The organism is Mesobacillus sp. (genome assembly GCF_057785455.1).
In genome coordinates this window covers 110,268-128,208 of record NZ_JBYNSB010000020.1, presented here as the reverse complement: position 1 = coordinate 128,208, position 17,941 = coordinate 110,268, and the positions used below count along the sequence as shown (strand labels likewise).

At 44.0% G+C, this 17,941-nt stretch carries 18 protein-coding genes; 3 read left to right on the top strand and 15 right to left on the bottom strand.

The window, feature by feature from the left end:
* Positions 1-59: 59 nt before the first annotated feature.
* The 6 genes from AC3EBE_RS07345 to AC3EBE_RS07320 form a co-directional block, all read right to left on the bottom strand.
* Positions 60-1,601, bottom strand: a complete 1,542-nt coding sequence (locus AC3EBE_RS07345; RefSeq protein ID WP_488594365.1) for a DUF4145 domain-containing protein — start codon at positions 1,599-1,601, stop codon at positions 60-62.
* Positions 1,602-1,716: 115 nt separating this feature from the next.
* Positions 1,717-1,956 (bottom strand): hypothetical protein, encoded by a 240-nt coding sequence (locus AC3EBE_RS07340; RefSeq protein WP_488594364.1) that lies wholly within the window; start codon positions 1,954-1,956, stop codon positions 1,717-1,719.
* 120 nt (positions 1,957-2,076) lie between these two features.
* Positions 2,077-2,955: a proline iminopeptidase-family hydrolase gene (locus tag AC3EBE_RS07335; protein WP_488594363.1), complete on the bottom strand. Its 879-nt coding sequence runs from the start codon at positions 2,953-2,955 to the stop codon at positions 2,077-2,079.
* 31 nt (positions 2,956-2,986) lie between these two features.
* Positions 2,987-3,907: a DMT family transporter gene (locus AC3EBE_RS07330; protein WP_488594362.1), complete on the bottom strand. Its 921-nt coding sequence runs from the start codon at positions 3,905-3,907 to the stop codon at positions 2,987-2,989.
* Between the two features lie 323 nt (positions 3,908-4,230).
* A complete protein-coding gene (locus tag AC3EBE_RS07325; protein ID WP_488594361.1) occupies positions 4,231-4,674 on the bottom strand; it encodes a MarR family winged helix-turn-helix transcriptional regulator in 444 nt (147 codons plus the stop codon).
* Positions 4,675-4,695: 21 nt separating this feature from the next.
* On the bottom strand, positions 4,696-5,172 hold the full coding sequence (locus AC3EBE_RS07320) for a glutathione peroxidase (protein ID WP_488594360.1): 477 nt from the start codon (positions 5,170-5,172) through the stop codon (positions 4,696-4,698).
* 248 nt (positions 5,173-5,420) lie between these two features.
* Between AC3EBE_RS07320 and AC3EBE_RS07315 the strand changes: the two genes are divergently transcribed.
* Positions 5,421-5,822 carry a (deoxy)nucleoside triphosphate pyrophosphohydrolase gene (locus AC3EBE_RS07315; protein ID WP_488594359.1) on the top strand — a complete coding sequence of 134 codons (402 nt, stop codon included), beginning with the start codon at positions 5,421-5,423 and terminating at the stop codon, positions 5,820-5,822.
* An 88-nt stretch (positions 5,823-5,910) separates the two neighbouring features.
* Here the strand turns inward: AC3EBE_RS07315 and AC3EBE_RS07310 are convergent, their stop codons facing one another.
* Positions 5,911-6,798, bottom strand: coding sequence for an N-acyl homoserine lactonase family protein (locus AC3EBE_RS07310; RefSeq protein ID WP_488594358.1), 888 nt, complete (start codon positions 6,796-6,798; stop codon positions 5,911-5,913).
* Between the two features lie 162 nt (positions 6,799-6,960).
* Complete coding sequence (locus tag AC3EBE_RS07305) at positions 6,961-8,088, bottom strand: M14 family zinc carboxypeptidase (protein WP_488594357.1); 1,128 nt, start codon at positions 8,086-8,088, stop codon at positions 6,961-6,963.
* 337 nt (positions 8,089-8,425) lie between these two features.
* Between AC3EBE_RS07305 and AC3EBE_RS07300 the strand changes: the two genes are divergently transcribed.
* Complete coding sequence (locus tag AC3EBE_RS07300) at positions 8,426-9,433, top strand: DUF3231 family protein (RefSeq protein WP_488594356.1); 1,008 nt, start codon at positions 8,426-8,428, stop codon at positions 9,431-9,433.
* Positions 9,434-9,619: 186 nt separating this feature from the next.
* Entirely contained in the window at positions 9,620-10,798 is a 1,179-nt protein-coding gene (locus tag AC3EBE_RS07295) for a thermonuclease family protein (protein WP_488594355.1), read from the top strand.
* A gap of 235 nt (positions 10,799-11,033) precedes the next feature.
* Here AC3EBE_RS07295 and AC3EBE_RS07290 read toward each other — a convergent pair whose 3' ends face one another.
* The 7 genes from AC3EBE_RS07290 to AC3EBE_RS07260 are packed head-to-tail and all read right to left on the bottom strand — an operon-like array spanning position 11,034 to position 17,806.
* Positions 11,034-11,639: a malonate decarboxylase holo-ACP synthase gene (locus tag AC3EBE_RS07290; RefSeq protein WP_488594354.1), complete on the bottom strand. Its 606-nt coding sequence runs from the start codon at positions 11,637-11,639 to the stop codon at positions 11,034-11,036.
* Positions 11,630-13,327, bottom strand: a complete 1,698-nt coding sequence (locus AC3EBE_RS07285; protein ID WP_488594499.1) for a biotin-independent malonate decarboxylase subunit beta — start codon at positions 13,325-13,327, stop codon at positions 11,630-11,632. Before AC3EBE_RS07285 ends, AC3EBE_RS07290 begins: the two co-directional genes overlap by 10 nt.
* Positions 13,305-13,616 (bottom strand): malonate decarboxylase subunit delta, encoded by a 312-nt coding sequence (locus AC3EBE_RS07280; protein ID WP_488594353.1) that lies wholly within the window; start codon positions 13,614-13,616, stop codon positions 13,305-13,307. The genes AC3EBE_RS07285 and AC3EBE_RS07280 overlap by 23 nt, the downstream gene beginning before the upstream one ends.
* 15 nt (positions 13,617-13,631) lie before the next feature.
* Positions 13,632-14,552, bottom strand: coding sequence for a triphosphoribosyl-dephospho-CoA synthase (locus AC3EBE_RS07275; RefSeq protein ID WP_488594352.1), 921 nt, complete (start codon positions 14,550-14,552; stop codon positions 13,632-13,634).
* Positions 14,521-16,167 carry a malonate decarboxylase subunit alpha gene (gene mdcA / locus AC3EBE_RS07270; RefSeq protein ID WP_488594351.1) on the bottom strand — a complete coding sequence of 549 codons (1,647 nt, stop codon included), beginning with the start codon at positions 16,165-16,167 and terminating at the stop codon, positions 14,521-14,523. Before mdcA ends, AC3EBE_RS07275 begins: the two co-directional genes overlap by 32 nt.
* Positions 16,168-16,201: 34 nt before the next feature.
* Positions 16,202-17,137 (bottom strand): malonate decarboxylase subunit epsilon, encoded by a 936-nt coding sequence (gene mdcH, locus AC3EBE_RS07265; RefSeq protein WP_488594350.1) that lies wholly within the window; start codon positions 17,135-17,137, stop codon positions 16,202-16,204.
* An 18-nt stretch (positions 17,138-17,155) separates the two neighbouring features.
* Positions 17,156-17,806 carry a GntR family transcriptional regulator gene (locus AC3EBE_RS07260; RefSeq protein ID WP_488594349.1) on the bottom strand — a complete coding sequence of 217 codons (651 nt, stop codon included), beginning with the start codon at positions 17,804-17,806 and terminating at the stop codon, positions 17,156-17,158.
* Positions 17,807-17,941 lie beyond the last annotated feature (135 nt).

The following is a 17,941-nucleotide window of genomic DNA, read 5'->3' as shown; positions in this document are numbered from 1 at the left end:
TACCCAGTGCTTCCATCTCGATTCAAAAAGGGAGCAAGAGAAACGTCCCCGTGCTTCAATTATTCACCCATCAAAAGCGGGATCTCCACCTCTACCTCAAGCCGAGTCAAGATTTTTTCCAGAGTCTCCAGCCCGGATTTCGGGTTAATTTTCGTTTCTAAATAATAGACAACTCCCGTAATTGTGGATTGATAAGTATGCAGCTGGGCAAATGGACGCTGGTCCGGATGAATTGACTGCAAGGCAATCGCAAAACGCTTTCCATTGTCGGTTGAACCGAGAATGATTCCTTCTTTGACGAGGGAATGCAGTGGAAGCTGTCGCCCCTCAATCCACTTCAGTGCTTCCTTCCAGATAGCCGGAACGCTTTCTCCCTGAATCACATCAACCTGACCGCCATGCTTCACATTTACATATAAGGATTCCCACTTCTTGTAGCTTTTACGTCCACTGTCGGCATTTGAATTGTCTTCCTCAGCCTTTCGATCCTTAACCTTCGCTTTGAGCTGTTCGAACAGCTTCTCGACTGTACCGACGCCAACCTTCTCATATTTCGCAAGAATGACAAGCTCCTTTGGCAGCTGGCCAACTGTTTCGACCTGGTCCTCATTCAATTGCCTCAGCAGACCGGGAATGCCCGTAAACTCATCGGCCGTCAATGGAACTCGTGACAGCTCTTCCGTCACAACCAGATGATTTGCCTTGTAAAAGAAAAACAGTTCACCGGGACGTTTAAGGGTGAGGTTCCGGCGTGCTTTTTCCTCTTCGATAAAAGTATGAAGCTCATTAAAAAGCTGCTCATCATTCTTTTCGCTGTACCGCTTCACATGCTTATGCAGCCCTTCGAGATTATTTGGCAGCTCGCTCATGATCCGCCCCTCCTGTTCAGCACCCAGGCGGATCAAGAAGGTTTCCGACTTGTCAAAGCGCTGAGGCAAAAGAAAAGCATCACGCAAAAAATAAGGAACATCAAGCTTCCTGCCCTTATACGTAATCGTCCTTATTGGCGTAAACCCTGGAGTCTCCTCAACCTTGACCTCGGCTACCGGCGCAACAGCTGTGGCAGCCTCCTGTGCTGCAGGCATCTCAGCAGGCTTTTGACCCGTATTGCGCAGCAGCTCCTCCAGACCCCTCAGCCTGACCTCCAGCTCCGACATATCAAAAACCTTTTCCACCTGCGGAGACGGATCCTGATAGTCAGGTACCGTGACATCTACCGGACCATACACCTCTACATACCATCTGACAATATTGTAAAGAGCTTCCCATGACAATAACGCCTCAGAATAACGGAACATCCTCGAATCATGTGCCGCCTGGTTCCCCAGCCTCCTGACCAAATGCAGCGCATCCCGAATTTCCGGAATGAGATAGCCATTGTCATTCAGCAAATCCAGCCGTTCTTTTAAATTGGTGCGTGGATCCTCAGCCATCTTCTCCGCCTGCATCACCTGCTGGAGAATATTTTCAACAAACACCCGTGAGTGGGTCAGCATCGTCCTCGGACTTGAAAAAATACTATTCTCCAATTCTTTCGCAAGCAAAGCCAGTTCCCTGGAAATCGGCTCTAAAAACTGATAAAAATATGTATGGTTTTTCATCTTTTAATTCCTCCGAAATAGTCTCTTTAAATAGTATCATATTAAAAGCTGAAAATCGGATAGATGAAGAAACTGGCAGCAAAAAAGGACCCCTCAAATAGAGAGATCCTAAATGTTAAGCATACTTAATCCCAGCAGCCTTAACCTTATCTATATTTGCCGAACTGCAAGGTGTCACTCCGTAGGTCATACCGCATTCCGGGCAGTCCATTACAACCTTTTCCAGAATGAACATTTCCCCGCACTCACATACAATTTCATGCGCGACCTTCGGAGGCTGATTCATTTTCCCCTTGCTTTTCACATGATCAACAATTGCTTTGCCATCTTCCAGACGTGAACAGCCACAGCTCATATTCAAAAACTCCTTTATGCTCTTTGTTAAAACTAAAATATCATAAAGACATGAGCAGTTAGTATAGCAAAAGTCACACTTCAGGCACAACGCAGCAAAGCTATTGCAGATTTGTACAAATTAACCCTTCATATCCACCTTCTTCAAAAAATCCCCAGTCACCCGCAAATACTCCTCCGGCTCCTCTATATAAGGCATATGAGCACTATGCTCAAACACATGAACCTCAGAATTTGGGGTCTGTCTGCTATAATACTCAGTCGATTCCGGAGTCGCTTCATCATAACGGCCGCATGTATACAGAGTAGGACACTCGATCTCATTCAGCTGCGAAGTGCAGTCAAACGTCTTCAAATTCCCAAGCACCGTAAACTCTGACGGCCCCCACATTGTCTGGTATACTTCAGGATTCCTCATGCCGGCACCGGCCTTCATCCATTCAATGTCAGGCTCCCCGCGGAACACAAACTCCTTATTGAATACAGCAATCGCATCCTTGAACTCCTGGGAATCCGTAGTGCCCTCTGCTTCACAGCGGGTAATCGCCTCCTGAACTTCAACCGGCAGCTTTGCGATATTACGCTTCTGATCTTCCTCCCACATAGGAGCACTCAGGCATGGACTTGAAAAAATCACACTCTTCACCCCGGCTGGCTTTGTCAGCATATAAGCAGCCGCAAGCGTTGTGCCCCATGAATGCCCAAGAATATGAGCCTCATCAAGCTTCAATGCTTCTCTCACCTGGCCGAGCTCCTCAACAAAGCGATCGATATTCCAGAGCGAAAGATCAGTCGGCCGGTCAGACTTGCCGCAGCCAAGCTGATCGTACATAACCACTGGACGATCTGCACCTAGCACTTTTAAGCCTTTCAGAGAATATGTAGAAGAACCAGGCCCGCCATGTAAAATTATTACCGGCGTACCGGCAGCATCCTTATTATAAATTTCGTAATAGACTTTTCCGCCTGTTACATTAACAAATCCTTCTTGGTACATCATAATATCCCCCTAATATGTATCTTCTCTATGATTATACTTCTTTTGCTAAATGAACCGCTTTCTTTTTTGAAAAGGAAGTAACAAAAACCCCGATAAACACCAGACACCCCCCGATAATCTGGGCAATGGTTATCACTTCATCAAGCACAAAATAAGCCGCCACAGCTCCAAACACCGGAATAAGATTTAAAGAAATCGAAGCTCGGGATGGCCCAATCAAGGCAACCGCACGATTCCATAAAATAAACGAGCATATCGACGGAAAAATACCGATGTAAACGAGAGCTGTCCAGTCAGAAAGCGATGGCAACCCAACCGGCACAATCGCCAGCTCAATGGCAGCAGCAGGTATCATCACCGCAAACCCAATCGCCAAAGTAAAACCAAAAATCGTCATAGAAGACAACTTTCCGGAAATCTTTCTGATAAAAATCGAATACAAAGCCCAAGAAATTACAGCCACAACCATAATCAAGTCGCCCATATTAAACTGCAAAGCTATCAGTCTTTCAAATGAACCATGAGTGATGACGATGAGCACACCCATAAAGGAAATAGCCATCGAAACCAGGTAGCTCAGCTCCATTTTCTCTCTTAAAATGAATGCAGATAAAAGGACAATGAATATAGGGCTGGTGCTGTTCAACAATGACGCATTGATTGCGGTTGTGTAATGGACCGCCCAGTAGATCAACAAATTAAACCCAATTACCCCGGTCACCGCCAGAAACAGCAGCAGCTTGAAATGCTCCCGAAACGCAGCCATCTCCCGCTTGAAAATCCTGATAATCACCGGAGACATGATTAGGAACCCAATTCCCAATCGAGTAAAGGAAATCGTTACCGGCGGAAGGGAGTCAGCGAGAAACTTACCAGCCACAGCATTCCCGCCCCAAAATAATGCTGCTGCAACCAGGAGGAAATAAGGTGCGTTCCCAAGTCTCTGGATCAAGTTATATCCCTCCTCTCTTTCAATAGTGATTCAAGGATTTATTATTTAATTCTCCAAAGTTTTGGAATTTACCTTCTTACTTGAAGCACAGGGACGTTTCTAGTGCTTCTTATTTATATCTAATAAGAACGGGAAAATGGCTAAAATTTTTAAAGGATAAAAGGTTTAGAGCTTATAGCCTCCGATAGTGTGCATTATAATTATTGTTTCAATTACTGTCACACTTAGAGAACTTGCGATATGCTCAAGCTCGAAACACACTTCACTCTAAAACTTTGCAAAAACCTAAACTAAAAAGAAGCACAGGGTACGTCCCCATGCTCCTATATCGATTGATTATAGGCTTTTAATTTCCCTCGCAGGACTTGCAGCTGTTTCATCAATTGTTCGTACTCATCATACTCGATGTTGCAAAGCTTGAGTTCATGGGCGATTTTTTGGACGATGGCCTCTTTTTCAGCCAGGGCTTTTGATTGAAGGGAGATGCAGACCTTTCTTTCGTCAGAGCTGGAGCGTTCCCTTCTTACCCAGCTATTCGCTTCCATTCTTTTAATCATTGGAGTTAACGTGCCTGTCCCCAGGTTTAATTTTTCACCCAATTCCTTGGCAGACAGTCCATCCTTCTCCCATAGTGCCAGCAGCACCAGGTACTGCGGGTAGGTAAGCCCAAAGGAATCGAGTGCCTTAGTGTAAAGCTTATTGAACTGGCTTCCTGCTTCATAGACGGCAAAACAAAGCTGGTTTTCGAGCGTTAATAAATCGTTCAAATGACTCATCCTTTACCATGCTTATAGAAGTTCAGCGAGATCGTCCTTAATTTTCTCAGGCTCGGTCGTTGGAGCATAGCGTTTAACGACCTGACCATTTTGATTCACGAGAAACTTCGTGAAATTCCATTTAATATCCTTCGTCAGAATTCCGCCCTTTTGCTCCTTTAAAAAAGCAAACAGAGGATCAGCATTTGCACCATTCACATCAATTTTTGCATACATGGGAAAAGACACACCATAATTCAACTGGCAAAATTCAGTCGTCTCATCAATATTTTCAAATTCCTGATTATTGAACTGGCTGCATGGAAAGCCGAGAATCTCCAAGCCTTGTTCCTGGTATTGATCATAAAGCTCCTGAAGCCCTTTGAATTGAGGTGTCAACCCGCACTTACTGGCAGTATTGACAATCAGCAATGGTTTTCCTTCAAAATCCCTTAAAGATTGTTCCTGGCCATTCGTTTTCTTTACGGTAAAATCGTAAACTGTTTTCATTTAAATCAGCCTCCTCATTTGATTCACAGTATATTTATATCGTGTACGATTTAATCGTAACAGATTTATTACGAAAAGCAAATTTAAGATCTGTTTCTATCAAATTGATTTTTGCAATACTCTCATTCAAGAACCATACCTTCTTTGACTCTTCGCTGCTATGGCCACGACAAAAACAGCAGTAAATAGATAATATAAAATCTGGATGTTATTATTGGCTCATTAGAATATTGTTTTGGAGGAGCGACATGAAAAAGCCGATCACAGTAGTGGCCGCAATTATTGAAAACGAAAACAATGAAATTTTGTGTGCGCTGAGGTCACCTGACATGACTATGCCAAACCTGTGGGAGTTACCCGGAGGAAAGGTTGAAAGAGGAGAAGATCTCTTTACTGCACTGCAAAGAGAAATTGAAGAGGAATTGCAATGCATCATCGAGCCAGATAATGAAATTTTCAATGATCATGCCCATGAGTATGAAACAATTACAATTAATTTACTGTCAGTTAAGTGCCGAATTATTTCTGGAAATCCCGTGGCAAGGGAGCATTCAAAGCTTATATGGCTGAAGCGTGATAATCTGCTTTCACTTAATTGGGCTCCTGCAGATCTGCCTGCTGTTAATCAATTAATAACAGAATGTATTTAAATTTCTACTGAAATCTATTTGAACGGCTTCGCTCCCTACCAGCAAGAAAATCCCGAATACGGTTGTAACCGGCATCTTCGTTTATCTATTATTGAACAACCGTCACAATCCGGTTCTTGCCAACTTTCTCTGTTGGGTATTTATCAAAAACGGCAAGGTCATGTCCCGGGATGATGCAGTCTATATTTCCTCCGGCCAATTCATTTACTTTATGTATGGACATGAGCTGTTCAATATAATCGATTCCAAGTCCCAGAGGTTTATAGTCGGGGGCATTTTCGTATGTGTATACAACATCCTGGGTAAGTACGAACGTTCCTTTCTTTGTCTCAACTGTAACGGCCTGCGTCCCAAATGTGTGGCCTTTGGCTTTATGAAGCTTTACACCTTCTGCTACTTCAAAATTGTCCTCTTCGATCAGCTTCAGCCTGTTTTGAGCAGCTACTTCCAACAAATCATTAATATGATTCATATCGGTTGCAGCCCAAACCCAATTACGGACCTTTTCAGGCAGCGATAAGGACGACACCCAGCCATCTAGCTCCTCTTTCTGAACATAAAATTGGGCATTTGGAAACTGATCAATATTCCCGGCATGATCAAAATGTAAATGGCTTAATATAACGATATCAATGTCTTTGGGAGTTAAATTCACCTTTTTCAATACCTCGGCTGGTGCTTCGATATTCGTTCCTCCAAATAATTTGGACCAATCCCTTTGGCCATCTTTTGTATCATTTCGATAACCGATGTCAAAAAGAATATTGTGTTCCTTATTTTGAATTAAAATAAAAAAGAATGGCAGATACGTGGTTCCTTGGTTATGCGCTCCATAAACCAATTCGGATTTAGGGTAGCCTTCAATACCTCCGTACTCAAGCAGCTTGATGCTATAGTCGGCTTTTTTTGCGGCGATTGCGCTCCCCGATAGGATAAAAGAAAATATCAGAGTGAAAATAAAGATCATCTTTTTCATCCTGATCTTCCCCTCCTTTTAAATAAGATTTAATTCACTTTTTATGGTGTCCGGGATTGCTTCAATGCATTAGCAAATAAGTAAAACAACTACTTTTCTTGATAACTCAAAAAAAAGAGAGTGTCCCCAAGTAAATTGGGAATACTCTCTTCTGAATTTAAATTAGTAGCCGGAGCCTGACCCAACCGGAATATTTCCAGCATAATCAGTCATGTATCCCGCTAGAGGATAATAAGGGATATTATACCAGTCATCTTCATTCACCTTTTCTACTTCCCCGGTGACATACCCGTAGACCAGCGATTTCAAAGCAAGGTAATTCTGCTTTGTCAGGTAGCCATTTGATTTTTGCCCAAGGCTTCCATCAGAAGTATTTCCTTTTGTTTCAAAAAATACAGCTGGATGGCTATGCCCCTCTGGGTTCAGATTGTTGTAGTTCAACCCCATCATCATGGCTGAAACAACCCCGCCCTTGATATCGATATCGTATCCTGTACCTTTTTCTCGATCAACACCTACCTGGTAACGGTCAATATGTGTATAGCCGTAATCTTTCATCTCATCATAAACATAAGCCATCATCTGCTTGGTAATTGTATTATATCCTGTACCAGGCAGTGTAGGCCCATCTGGAGAAAGGGAGACTCCAAGAGAAAATGAAGTGGCTTCGTTCGTTCCATAGACTTGCTTCAGCCCCTGATGGTGAAGGTCGATTGCGAAATCAGGCTTAAGATCCGCCCAATAAGCATAGACCACTTTTGATTCTTTTGCCTGGAAACCTTCAAGCGTCCAATCCCGGTTTAAGTCAATCAATTTTCCGCTTCCAGCCAGCTTCGTATGACGGATGTTCATTTCCGCTCCATCAGGATTGTACATCGGGATGAAATAAAGAGTCGCCTCTTTGAGAACCCGTTGGACATCCTTTTCTCCGCTTTTGGCATAAGTCTTTAAAAGCTGTAGCGCCGCTTCGGTAACCAGTTTCTCGTTTCCATGGATTTGTGCCTGAATCCAGATTTTTTGAGGGCCTGTCCCCACTTTTGCGACATAAATGCTTCTGCCCTGTTCTGACTTCCCATACTGATCAAGAGTAGAGAGCTCAACCCTTCCATCGCTTGTTCTTTCAATGTCTTTAAGGATTTTGACAACTTCTGTGTAAGAGAGAGTACTGTTAATGTTTGTATTGCCGTTCGTGGATGGCCCTCCAGGCTGAAGTGCAGCAAAAGTTGTTGAGCCAATTGCAAGGGTGAGTATTAAAGCAGCAGTCAAGATTTTCATTAAGCTTTTTACCATTTATATGTATCCCCTTTCGCCAAAGTCGTCGCCCCCTTGATTTGTTCCCCCCTTTTCAATTCACTTCGGGACGCTAAATAAATGATAAATGAACTTAGCAACATTTTAATAGAGTAAAAAGTATGAATATTTAGACAAAATGAGACGATGTCATATTTGTGTCTTTTGACCTGGTTTCTATTTATTTTTGCCTACTGACTTGGACGTTCACTTAAAAAATCAGCCTATTCTAACTAATAAATAAAGAAGCACTAGGTACGTCCCTGTGCTTCAAAAAATGGAATAAAATTGTATGTTCTTCGCACTCTAACAGTAATTAGATTAGGGAGGATTAACAATGCCTGAAAAAGTTTCCATCACATCTTCCGAATTAGCAACGCTGTGGCTTACCTATCAGGAAAAAACCATGATCTTACGAATGCTGGAATATTTCATCGAGAAAGCGGATGATGCAGCAGCTAAGGAAATCATGACAAGTTTGCATGAGGAACTTGAAGTGTTCGTAGGCAAAATTGTGGAGATTTTTAAACAGGAAGGCGCTGTCACTCCAGTCGGATATACAGCAGCGGATGTAAATAAAGATGTACCAAAGCTGTATGATAACGGCTTTGACATTATGTTTGTACGTTTAGTAAAAGAAATCAGCATGGGGTTGCATGCGCTGAATTTAACGATGACGTTTCGAGAGGATATCAATATCCTCATTACGGACCTCACTGCGCTTACCCAGAAATATTTCAGGATGTGTACACAGTATTTACTTGAAAAGGGCCTCCTCGCCAGAACACCTTTTGCACCAATGCCAAAATCAGTGGAGTTCGTAAAAAGCAATGATTATTTAGGCGGAATGGCGATCAATCCCTTCAACCAGAAGAGGACATTAAATACTGTCGAAGTGGCCCATCTTCATAAAGGAATTGAATCCAATCTTACAGGATTGCAAATGATACTGGGCTTTGCCCAAAGCGCCAGCGATGCAGAGGTCAAGAAATTCTTTCACGAAGGTGCAGAGCTTGCGAAAGGCATTGTAAAAGAATTAAGTGAAATAATGATCCAGGAAGGCCTCCCTGTCCCACAAACAGCAGGAGGAAACGCAACGGCATCCACAGTAGCTCCTTTTTCGGACAAACTGATGATGTACTGCACAAGTTTATTTTGCAGCTTTTCCCTTGGGAGCAACTCACTCGGAACTGCTTTCAGTTTACGGAATGATCTTCCTCTGAAAATGTCCATCTTTACAAAGGATGTTTTTGAGTATGCTCATAAGGGCGGGAAAATCATGATTAAAAACGGATGGATGGAAGAGCCTCCGCAAATGCCCGATCGGAAACAGAAGGTGAAGTAAATAAGGAAAGCTGAAAATATGTTAATTCATAACCTATTTTCAGCTTTTTTGTTAATCAAAAACAGCTTCATTCACGATTTGAAAAAGTTATAAATATTCTGTGTATAGGCTAAATCTCAATTTTCTCCCCTCTCATTTCCATTAAACTGGTATAATATTTACTGGATACTTAAAGGGGGAAAGAAATTGAGAATCATCAAAATTATACTTATGGTCGCAGTGCTGTTATTGCTCCTGCTCCTTTCTATAGTCGCTCCAATCGCTTTGATCGGCGTCGCCATCTTTGGTGCCGGCATGTGGCTCTCCAATCAAAAAAATAAAGGCAAGCGCTATGCCGAGAAGCCATGGATGTTCCTGACCGCCGGAGTCATCACAACCTTTGTTCTAGTCGGCATTTTTGCAGAGGATGTAGCAGAAGATACAGCCCAAGATGCAAAAACCGAACAGCAGGCAAAGAAAGATGCTGAAAAAATAAAGAATGAGCAGATCGAAAAAGAGAAGAAAGAGAAAGAATTAGCTGAGCAAAAAGCGCAAGAAGAAGAAAAGGCTAAATTAGAGGCTGAGGAAAAAGCTAAGGCAGATGCAGAAGCGAAGGCTAAAGCCGAACAAGAAGCAAAAGCCAAAGCTGAAGCGGAAGCGAAAGCATCCCAGGAAAAACTTGCAGCCAACCTCGGCCTTGAAGCAGCCACAGTCGGCCGTGTCGTCGATGGCGATACAATTGAAACAACCGATGGCCGCAAAATCCGCTTCATCGGGGTAAATACACCTGAATCCACAACAAGAAAAGAAACGTATGGAAAAGAAGCAAGCAATTACACAACGTCAAAGCTTGACGGCAAGAAAATCTGGATGCAAAAAGACGTCAGCGATACGGATAGATACGGCCGACAGCTGCGCATCATCTGGCTGGCCATCCCGACTGATGATATGAACGAAAGCGAAATCCGCGCAAAAATGTTCAATGCGGATCTCGTCCTGAACGGGTATGCCGAACCATCCACCTTCCCGCCTGACGTAAAATACAGCGATTACTTCGCCAAGTTCGCCAGAGAAGCACGCGAAGCAGGCACCGGCCTATGGGCATACGGCATAAACGGAACAACAAAAGGCGATCTCGATCCAAAATCGACAGCCCAAAATTCAACATCAACCAGCAGTTCAGCAAACAACACAACCAGCAAACCAGCTGCAAGCACATCAAAACCAGCATCTAGCACAACCGCCCCGGCAAGCAGCGGGCAGACAGAAAACTTTGCAAACTGCACAGAATTAAGAGAAGTCTATCCAGACGGCGTCCCATCCACACATCCTGCTTATCAGTCTAAGATGGACAGGGATAAGGATAATTATGCTTGTGAGAGATGATGAAAAGAGCCTGTTATTGCGCAGGCTCTTTTTTGTGCCTTAGATAGAATTAATACTCCCCTGCCACGTCATCACCTTTTTATATATTAAAAATTAGGTATCAAATAAAAGGATTTCTTGATTAAGAATTTGCACTATACATTCATTAAAGGTAAAGCGAAAGCCGACTTTCTTAAATTTAAAATGATAAATCCAGCTCTGGAAAAGGAAGCACAGGGTACGTCCCCGTGCTTCACTATTTCCATGGGTCTCTGGTTAATACTGGACCTATTTTTGTTTTTAATAGGATTGTTCCGGATTCTCTTGCGTATTCCGTTAAAGAGAATCCGCCGGCTGGTGTTTCTACCTGGACATCGGCTCTTACTGTTATTCTTTCTAACTCTTTAACTATGGCGACAGCATTTGCTTTCGGCAGATGCTGGGGTGCTCGGATTATTATATCCAGGTCACTATTTGATGTGACAGTTTCCATCCCGCTGGCAAGCTCGAATCCAACGCTGCCCCCCGGTCCCCAGGAAATCCCGTAGCTTTGAAATAGATCTGCTGCCATGCCTAGAGCTGAAAAAACCGAGGCCTGTTTATTTACCCATAGTTTTTTTGCGGTAAGCTGTTCTGGTTTTATATGCCGGATCACTTGGTTTTTCTGTAAGAATGCGCCAAATCTTTCATTCCTTTTTCTGCCCCTTATCCCAATGGCCACCTGTCCTTCTGGCGCATGGATACGGCGAACCACGACATACGGGGCATTTTCAAGTGAATGGACTGCCCATTCTGGAATCTCTGTATGGCTAATTACATCTGCCTGGTGAATCTCCAGCAGGTCATGTGTTTCTAGTTCCATTGCTCAGACAACTTCTTTCTCACCGATATGGAAGCTTCCCTTCCGCCGTGTCTGGCTAAAACAGAAGAAAGTCTGCAGCTTAGATCTCTCGGATTGTTTTCTATATCCTCAATAGCATTAGTTATTTCACGGAAAACTCTCGTAACATCTTTTTCTTCAGGCTGGTCGGCATTTACATCCTCCAACAGACGATAAAGTGCACCTAGTTTTTCGAAGGAACGGATGTCATATGCCATTGCAGGCACCTTTTTTGTGGCTTCTTCAAGCTCTTCAATTGTTCGCATCGTTATCCGGGCTGCTGATTGCTTCGACATTACATGAACATTCACACCTTCATCATCCAGGGCAATCAGCCTGTTTGCCTGCATTCCATGAGAAAGGAAAGCACCTGAGATTGCCTTTCCTGGAATGAATGCAATGACGGGATGTCCTGCCAACCGTGCTGTTGCATAAGCATCAACAGCTGCTGCACATGCCTGATGGATTCCTAAAAGCTCTTCTTTATATCCATACGCCTGGCTAGGTACATCGACAATGGCGATAATTGCCCTTTTCTCTTTAAACCGATCCTCTTCGATTGCTTCACGGATATGCTTCGCCAAAATCCATCCTTGTTCAAGCCCGAATTCCCCTGCTCTTGCTCTTGGAAAGCGGCTGGCTGTATCAGGTACAATTGCCAGGAACCTTGCAGCCCGATTTCCGATAAACGAATCGGCACAAAGCAACGAAGGTATTTCCCCGATGTTCTCCGCTCCAGCTGTCAACTGTCTAAACCACTTATGCCCTCTCGATAATTGTCCTTTCAACTCATTTTTTTCAACGAGTTGTGGAACGTTTGTCACCTGATCCTCCCTATCTGACAGATTCCAAAGATTTCGCGCTTTTTCCGGTGTCAGTGTTTCAGCTGTGTTAACGGCTTCTAAAAAAGCAAGATATCTATCAACCTGTGCGCTTCTTGGTATTTCGTCTTTGCCACTTGAGATGACTTCCAGAATCGTTTGCTGAATGAATTCGATATCGTCCTCAACGAGGTAATCAGCGAATTGGGATGCTTCCCGCTGCTTGCCTCCGATTGTATTCCAGATTAACTGGCGGTCCATCGAATCAAATTCCTGAATTCCTGCTTCCTGCTCGATTACTTCTGGTCCATTCAGTCCCAATCGTCCTTCTCGCGTCATGATAATTTTGCTGCACAATCCAGCAGTTATTGACATGCCGCCAAATGCACCGATTTTTCCCGGAATGATTGCAATGACAGGGACAAATTCCCGCAGCGCAACAATAGCCGAACCAATTTCAGCGATAGACAGTAATCCATAATTCGCTTCCTGAAGCCTGACTCCGCCAGTGTCAAAGATCAGTACTGGATATATGCTATTCCCTGTCTTGTTTTCCTCCAATGCAAGCTCAAGTGCTCCTGCAATTTTAGCCCCTGAGACTTCACCAATTCCTCCGCCCTGAAATTTCCCTTCTATCGATATTACAAGTAAAGAATGATTGTTCAATTCTCCCCTGGCAATAATAACTCCATCATCACTTTGCGGAACAATGCCCTGTGGTTCCAGGTGTGGAGACTCAATCCCGGAAAATGGATCAAGGAGTTCCCTAAAAGTATTGGGATCCAGCAACATACGGGCCCGTTCACGGCCTCCACATTCAGTGAAGCTATTTTTTAGCGTATCCAGCATCATTAGCCACCTCCAATGCTTGTGCCAATCTCAATGATACAACTCCGGGAGTTGCTCCGAAATCGTTGATCAAGACGCTTGCCGAAACGTCATTCTGAGTAAAAAACCTCTCCAGGACCCTCTTCCATGTTTCATTAAAACCTGTAGTCCCGGTCCTTATTGTCACTTCAGCAAACCCTAGATCAGATGGTTCCATCACAATTTCAAGATCACCTGAACCTACTACACCAACATGTGCACTAGACTGAAGGAATGTTGATGCAGGATATTTAAAAATTATTTTTTCCATGTGCCAGTCCTCCGATCAATAAGTTAATAGCAATTGCTGCTTTTGAGTCATTTGGGTCCTGCTCTTTTGAAAAAAATCCAGGAATAATGCAGCAGCCAGCAAGTCTGCACTGCCCCCTGGGGATGCATGGTACTTGTGCATTAATTGATTCAGCTTTCCTAAAAGATTCCACCCAGGCTTTGTCGACACTCCGCCATTTTTCATGATTTCCACAGCAAGACTCCTGGTACTGTTCAGTGCCTCTGCTCCTCCTCGATGTAAAATGCATGTATCATCAACACTAGCCATAAGAGACACCAGTACGTTTATCCTGCAATGCTCTTCCTCGATACCTCGGTTTCTCGAGGAAAAAAGCTCAGGCAATGCGACTTTTACTACATGAGGAAAACCTTGCTGGGCCTCACCTGCTGCCCCATTAACTCCGTATCTTGCCTTTACCCTCTTCCCATTGGTCATCTGTTCCGTCAGATTCCTGTCTGAAAAGCGGGCAAGCTCTCCCGCAGTCAAAGCAATCTCCTGCAGTGAAGTAACGTGAGGATTTGCAGCTATACTCGAGACAAGCAGGCCAAGTGCCCATATTGCGCCTTTATGAGTGTTGATGCCGCCTGTTGCCTCCAGCATATCGATTTCCCCTAGGCGCCCGATTGCGGCAATTTCTTCCCGGAGTTCCTGGGAGGCTTCACGCTTAAAGCTTGCCTCTGCAATGCCCCTGAAGCATGGTTCCAAAGCTTCTGCTGATTTAATCATAAGTTCAAAAGTCATATCTGAATGTGAGCCGGAATTATCTTTATCGACAAGTCCTGGCTTAGGGGTAAGCTCAGCTTCTTCGATCAGTGACTTCACAGCTAAATTTGCAAGATACTGACTGAATTCTTGTTTATCCAATAACATTACAGAAGCTCTCTTACCAGCTTCTGAATTTAGCAGGCGGCTCATACAATCCCTCCGACCATTCCACAAGCTCTTCAACATTTTTAGCTGCCAGCAAGGACCTCGTTGCATCCGTTCTCCTGATACCCAGGTCTTCAGGCAGGGCAACCAATCCTTCGCTTCTTAACTTGGCTGTTTTTTTAGGGTCATGTTCAAGGCCGATGGGGGTGACACCGGCAATGGCCGCAATGGCCTGCCTGCGCTCTTCCATACTGCTTGCTTTATATAAATAGGCAATTCCTTCCTCCGTGACAATATGGGTGACATCTTCTCCATAAATCATGACAGGTGCCGTTGCCAGTGCAGCGTCTTTCTTCACATTTACAGCGTCCAGCGACTCCACAAACACTGGTTTATTGCCGTTCTGGAAGGTTTCAACAACCTGGACAACCAGTTTTCTTCCACGTGCCAGCGGATCTTTGTCAGTCATCATGTCGAGCCAGGCCTGAGAGGAATGCCGTCTTCCGCCTGGATCATGGCCCATATTGGGTGCACCACCAAAGCCGGCCAGCCTTCCGCTCGTTACGGTCGAGGAATTTCCGGCACCATCTATTTGCAGACTGGAACCCACAAACAAGTCGACAGCATATTGTCCAGCTAACTGGCATAACGTCCGGTTGGAACGCAGGCTGCCATCACGCCCTGTAAAAAATACATCTCTCCTGGCTGCCACGTACTTTTCCATTCCGACTTCCCCGCCAAAACAATGGATGCTCTCGACCCACCCGCTCTCGATTGCAGGAATCAGTGTTGGATGCGGATTTAGAGTCCAATGCTTGCAAATTTTGCCCTTAAGGCCCAGTGATTCACCATACGTCGGCAATAGCAGTTCAATTGCAGCGGTGTTATAGCCAATTCCGTGATTAAGCGACTGTACTTGATGTTTTTCATAAATACCGCGAATCATCATCATTGCCTGGAGAATTTGAATATCTGTAATATGTCTCGGGTCCCTGGTGAAAAGAGGCTCAAGCTGGTATGGCTTATCGGCCACGACCACAAAGTCAACCCATGAACCCGGAATATCGACGCGAGGCAACTCATCAACCATTTCATTGACCTGGGCGATTACGATGCCATCACGGAAGGCAGCGGCTTCCACCAGTGTCGGAGTTTCCTCTGTATTGGGACCAGTGTATAAATTCCCCGATGCATCAGCCTTATCAGCTGCGACCAATGCCACCGATGGAATCAAGTCGACAAACAGCCTCCCATACAGCTCAACGTAGGTATGAATTTCCCCCATCGTTAGCTTGCCATCCTCAAGCATCTGTGCAATTCGAAGGCTCTGGGGGCCGGCATAGGAAAAATCCACTTTCTTTGCAATGCCATATTCAAACAAATCCAAATGCTCCGGGCGTGAAATACTCGACATAATCATATGTAAATCATGCACTTTTTGAGGGCTTACCTTCGCCAGGGCAGCAGATAGAAATGAAGCCTGCTTCTGATTGTTTCCCTCAAGGACGACTCGGTCGCCAGGCATGATTAATTGCTCCAGCGCCTCAACGATTTTGTCTGTAGGAATAATCCGGCTCGATGTAATATTCTTCAGTTTTTCGATCCTTTTTTCTTTCGCTTCCAATCGTGTTTTCCATGAACGCTGTTTGGTTGCCTGCATTACTGTAACCCCTTTCATTTTTCAATTTATTAAACTAGGACTGTATTAAACTGTATCGTTTACCTAAAAACACACAATTTTCGAACCCGTTCTCTTCAACTGAAACGGATCTTGCACCTGGCAATGCTCGTTTTGCCAATGTTGTAAGAACATTCCCGGGAGGCATTTCAATAAACAGCCTTGTTCCAGATTCACAAAGTATCGAGGAAATATCATGCCATTTTACTGGATGAGAAACATTGAAGGCCAGATCGTCCCTTATTTGTTCTGCAGACCTTAAAAGCCTGGCAGTCCGGTTGCATGCATAGGGTATCTCAGGGGATTGAAGTTGAATTCGAGAAAGTTCTTCCTTCAGAGCATGCGACACAGGTTCAAGAATGGGACAATGTGATGGAATACTGACATTAAGTAGTTCGGCTGTTCTGGCACCTTTTTCTCTGGCCTGTTCAATGACCCTATTAATTCCCACGAGAGAACCGGAAACGGTTATTTGATCTGGAGCATTAATATTCGCAGCATACACAGGCTCCTTTTCGGTAAAACAGGATGCTGTAATCTCTTTAACTGTGCGTGCATCGATCCCTGTCACTACTCCCATTCCGTAATCGGATGGAAATGCCTGCTCCATTAACTGGGCCCTAAGCCTTACCAGTCTGAGCGCATCCGCAAATTCAATTGCCTTGCTGGTGACAGCGGCACTGAAGGCGCCAACAGAATGGCCGGCAACTATATAAGGTTTGACACCCTCGGATTCAAAAGCTCTTGCAGCAGCAACCGAAGCAATCAGCAGGGAAAGCTGGACAGCCACAGTGGATTTAAGGGATTCCTTTGAGTCCAGGGAAACGAGGTCTTCGTCCAGGATTTCACTTGCTTCTTTAAGGACCTGATTAACTGCAGGATGCTTCGGAAGGGCTTGCAGCATGCCTGGCCTTTGGGATCCCTGACCGGGAAATAAGAATGCTATTTTCATAACTCCCACCCCACTAGCCTATTTTTCTAGTTTTTTCTGAATGCTGGAAATAACATCCTCGTTATGGCGAACTAAAAGATCTGCGGCATCTGATATTTTTTCGTTACGCAAAAGTTCTACCAACAATTCGTGCTCTCTTATTGATTTTTCTATGTTTCCTTGATTTGCGAATGAGACACTCTGTATTCTCAGGAGCGGCCATCCTAAACGTGTATACATTGTTTTAATGGTTTCACTTTTGCTCATTTCAACGAGCATCATATGGAAACTTTGATTCAGATGAGTGTACTGATGGATTTCTGTACAAGTTTTCATTTGCCCGAGAAGATCACCCATTCGGTAAAGTCCTTCTTTTTCTACACCATTTCTCCGAATCCGTTCCATTGCCATTGACTCAAGCATATTGCGGATTTCAAGGAGATCATAAATCTCATTCTCGGTGTATTCCTTCACCACTGCACCTTTACGGGGAATCCTTTCTACTAGTCCTTCGATTGATAAAAGATATATAGCTTCCCTTACTGGGGCTCTGCTTGTTCCATACTCTTCTGCATAAATATGTTCTACTAGTTTTTCTCCAGGTACCAGCTCCCCTTTTATGATTTGCTCTGTAATATGTTCAGCGATGTGATTTGATAAGGCATTTTGATTAATTTTTGATGAGTTCATGACACGGTCTCCTTCTTTAAAAATAAATTTGGTCGACTGTCGATTTTATTATAGCTTCTCTTTTTCAATAATTCAATATTTTAAGAAAATTAGAAAAACTATTTGACAATGCCTTTCCGGCAATTTATTATGATG

Coding starts and splice junctions, on each gene's coding strand:
- AC3EBE_RS07345 (WP_488594365.1), bottom strand. CDS start 1,601: ATGAAAAACCATACATATTTTTATCAGTTTTTAGAGCCGATTTCCAGG.
- AC3EBE_RS07340 (WP_488594364.1), bottom strand. CDS start 1,956: ATGAGCTGTGGCTGTTCACGTCTGGAAGATGGCAAAGCAATTGTTGAT.
- AC3EBE_RS07335 (WP_488594363.1), bottom strand. CDS start 2,955: ATGATGTACCAAGAAGGATTTGTTAATGTAACAGGCGGAAAAGTCTAT.
- AC3EBE_RS07320 (WP_488594360.1), bottom strand. CDS start 5,172: ATGAAAACAGTTTACGATTTTACCGTAAAGAAAACGAATGGCCAGGAA.
- AC3EBE_RS07315 (WP_488594359.1), top strand. CDS start 5,421: ATGAAAAAGCCGATCACAGTAGTGGCCGCAATTATTGAAAACGAAAAC.
- AC3EBE_RS07310 (WP_488594358.1), bottom strand. CDS start 6,798: ATGAAAAAGATGATCTTTATTTTCACTCTGATATTTTCTTTTATCCTA.
- AC3EBE_RS07305 (WP_488594357.1), bottom strand. CDS start 8,088: ATGGTAAAAAGCTTAATGAAAATCTTGACTGCTGCTTTAATACTCACC.
- AC3EBE_RS07300 (WP_488594356.1), top strand. CDS start 8,426: ATGCCTGAAAAAGTTTCCATCACATCTTCCGAATTAGCAACGCTGTGG.
- AC3EBE_RS07290 (WP_488594354.1), bottom strand. CDS start 11,639: ATGGAACTAGAAACACATGACCTGCTGGAGATTCACCAGGCAGATGTA.
- AC3EBE_RS07285 (WP_488594499.1), bottom strand. CDS start 13,327: ATGCTGGATACGCTAAAAAATAGCTTCACTGAATGTGGAGGCCGTGAA.
- AC3EBE_RS07280 (WP_488594353.1), bottom strand. CDS start 13,616: ATGGAAAAAATAATTTTTAAATATCCTGCATCAACATTCCTTCAGTCT.
- AC3EBE_RS07275 (WP_488594352.1), bottom strand. CDS start 14,552: ATGAGCCGCCTGCTAAATTCAGAAGCTGGTAAGAGAGCTTCTGTAATG.
- mdcA (WP_488594351.1), bottom strand. CDS start 16,167: ATGCAGGCAACCAAACAGCGTTCATGGAAAACACGATTGGAAGCGAAA.
- mdcH (WP_488594350.1), bottom strand. CDS start 17,137: ATGAAAATAGCATTCTTATTTCCCGGTCAGGGATCCCAAAGGCCAGGC.
- AC3EBE_RS07260 (WP_488594349.1), bottom strand. CDS start 17,806: ATGAACTCATCAAAAATTAATCAAAATGCCTTATCAAATCACATCGCT.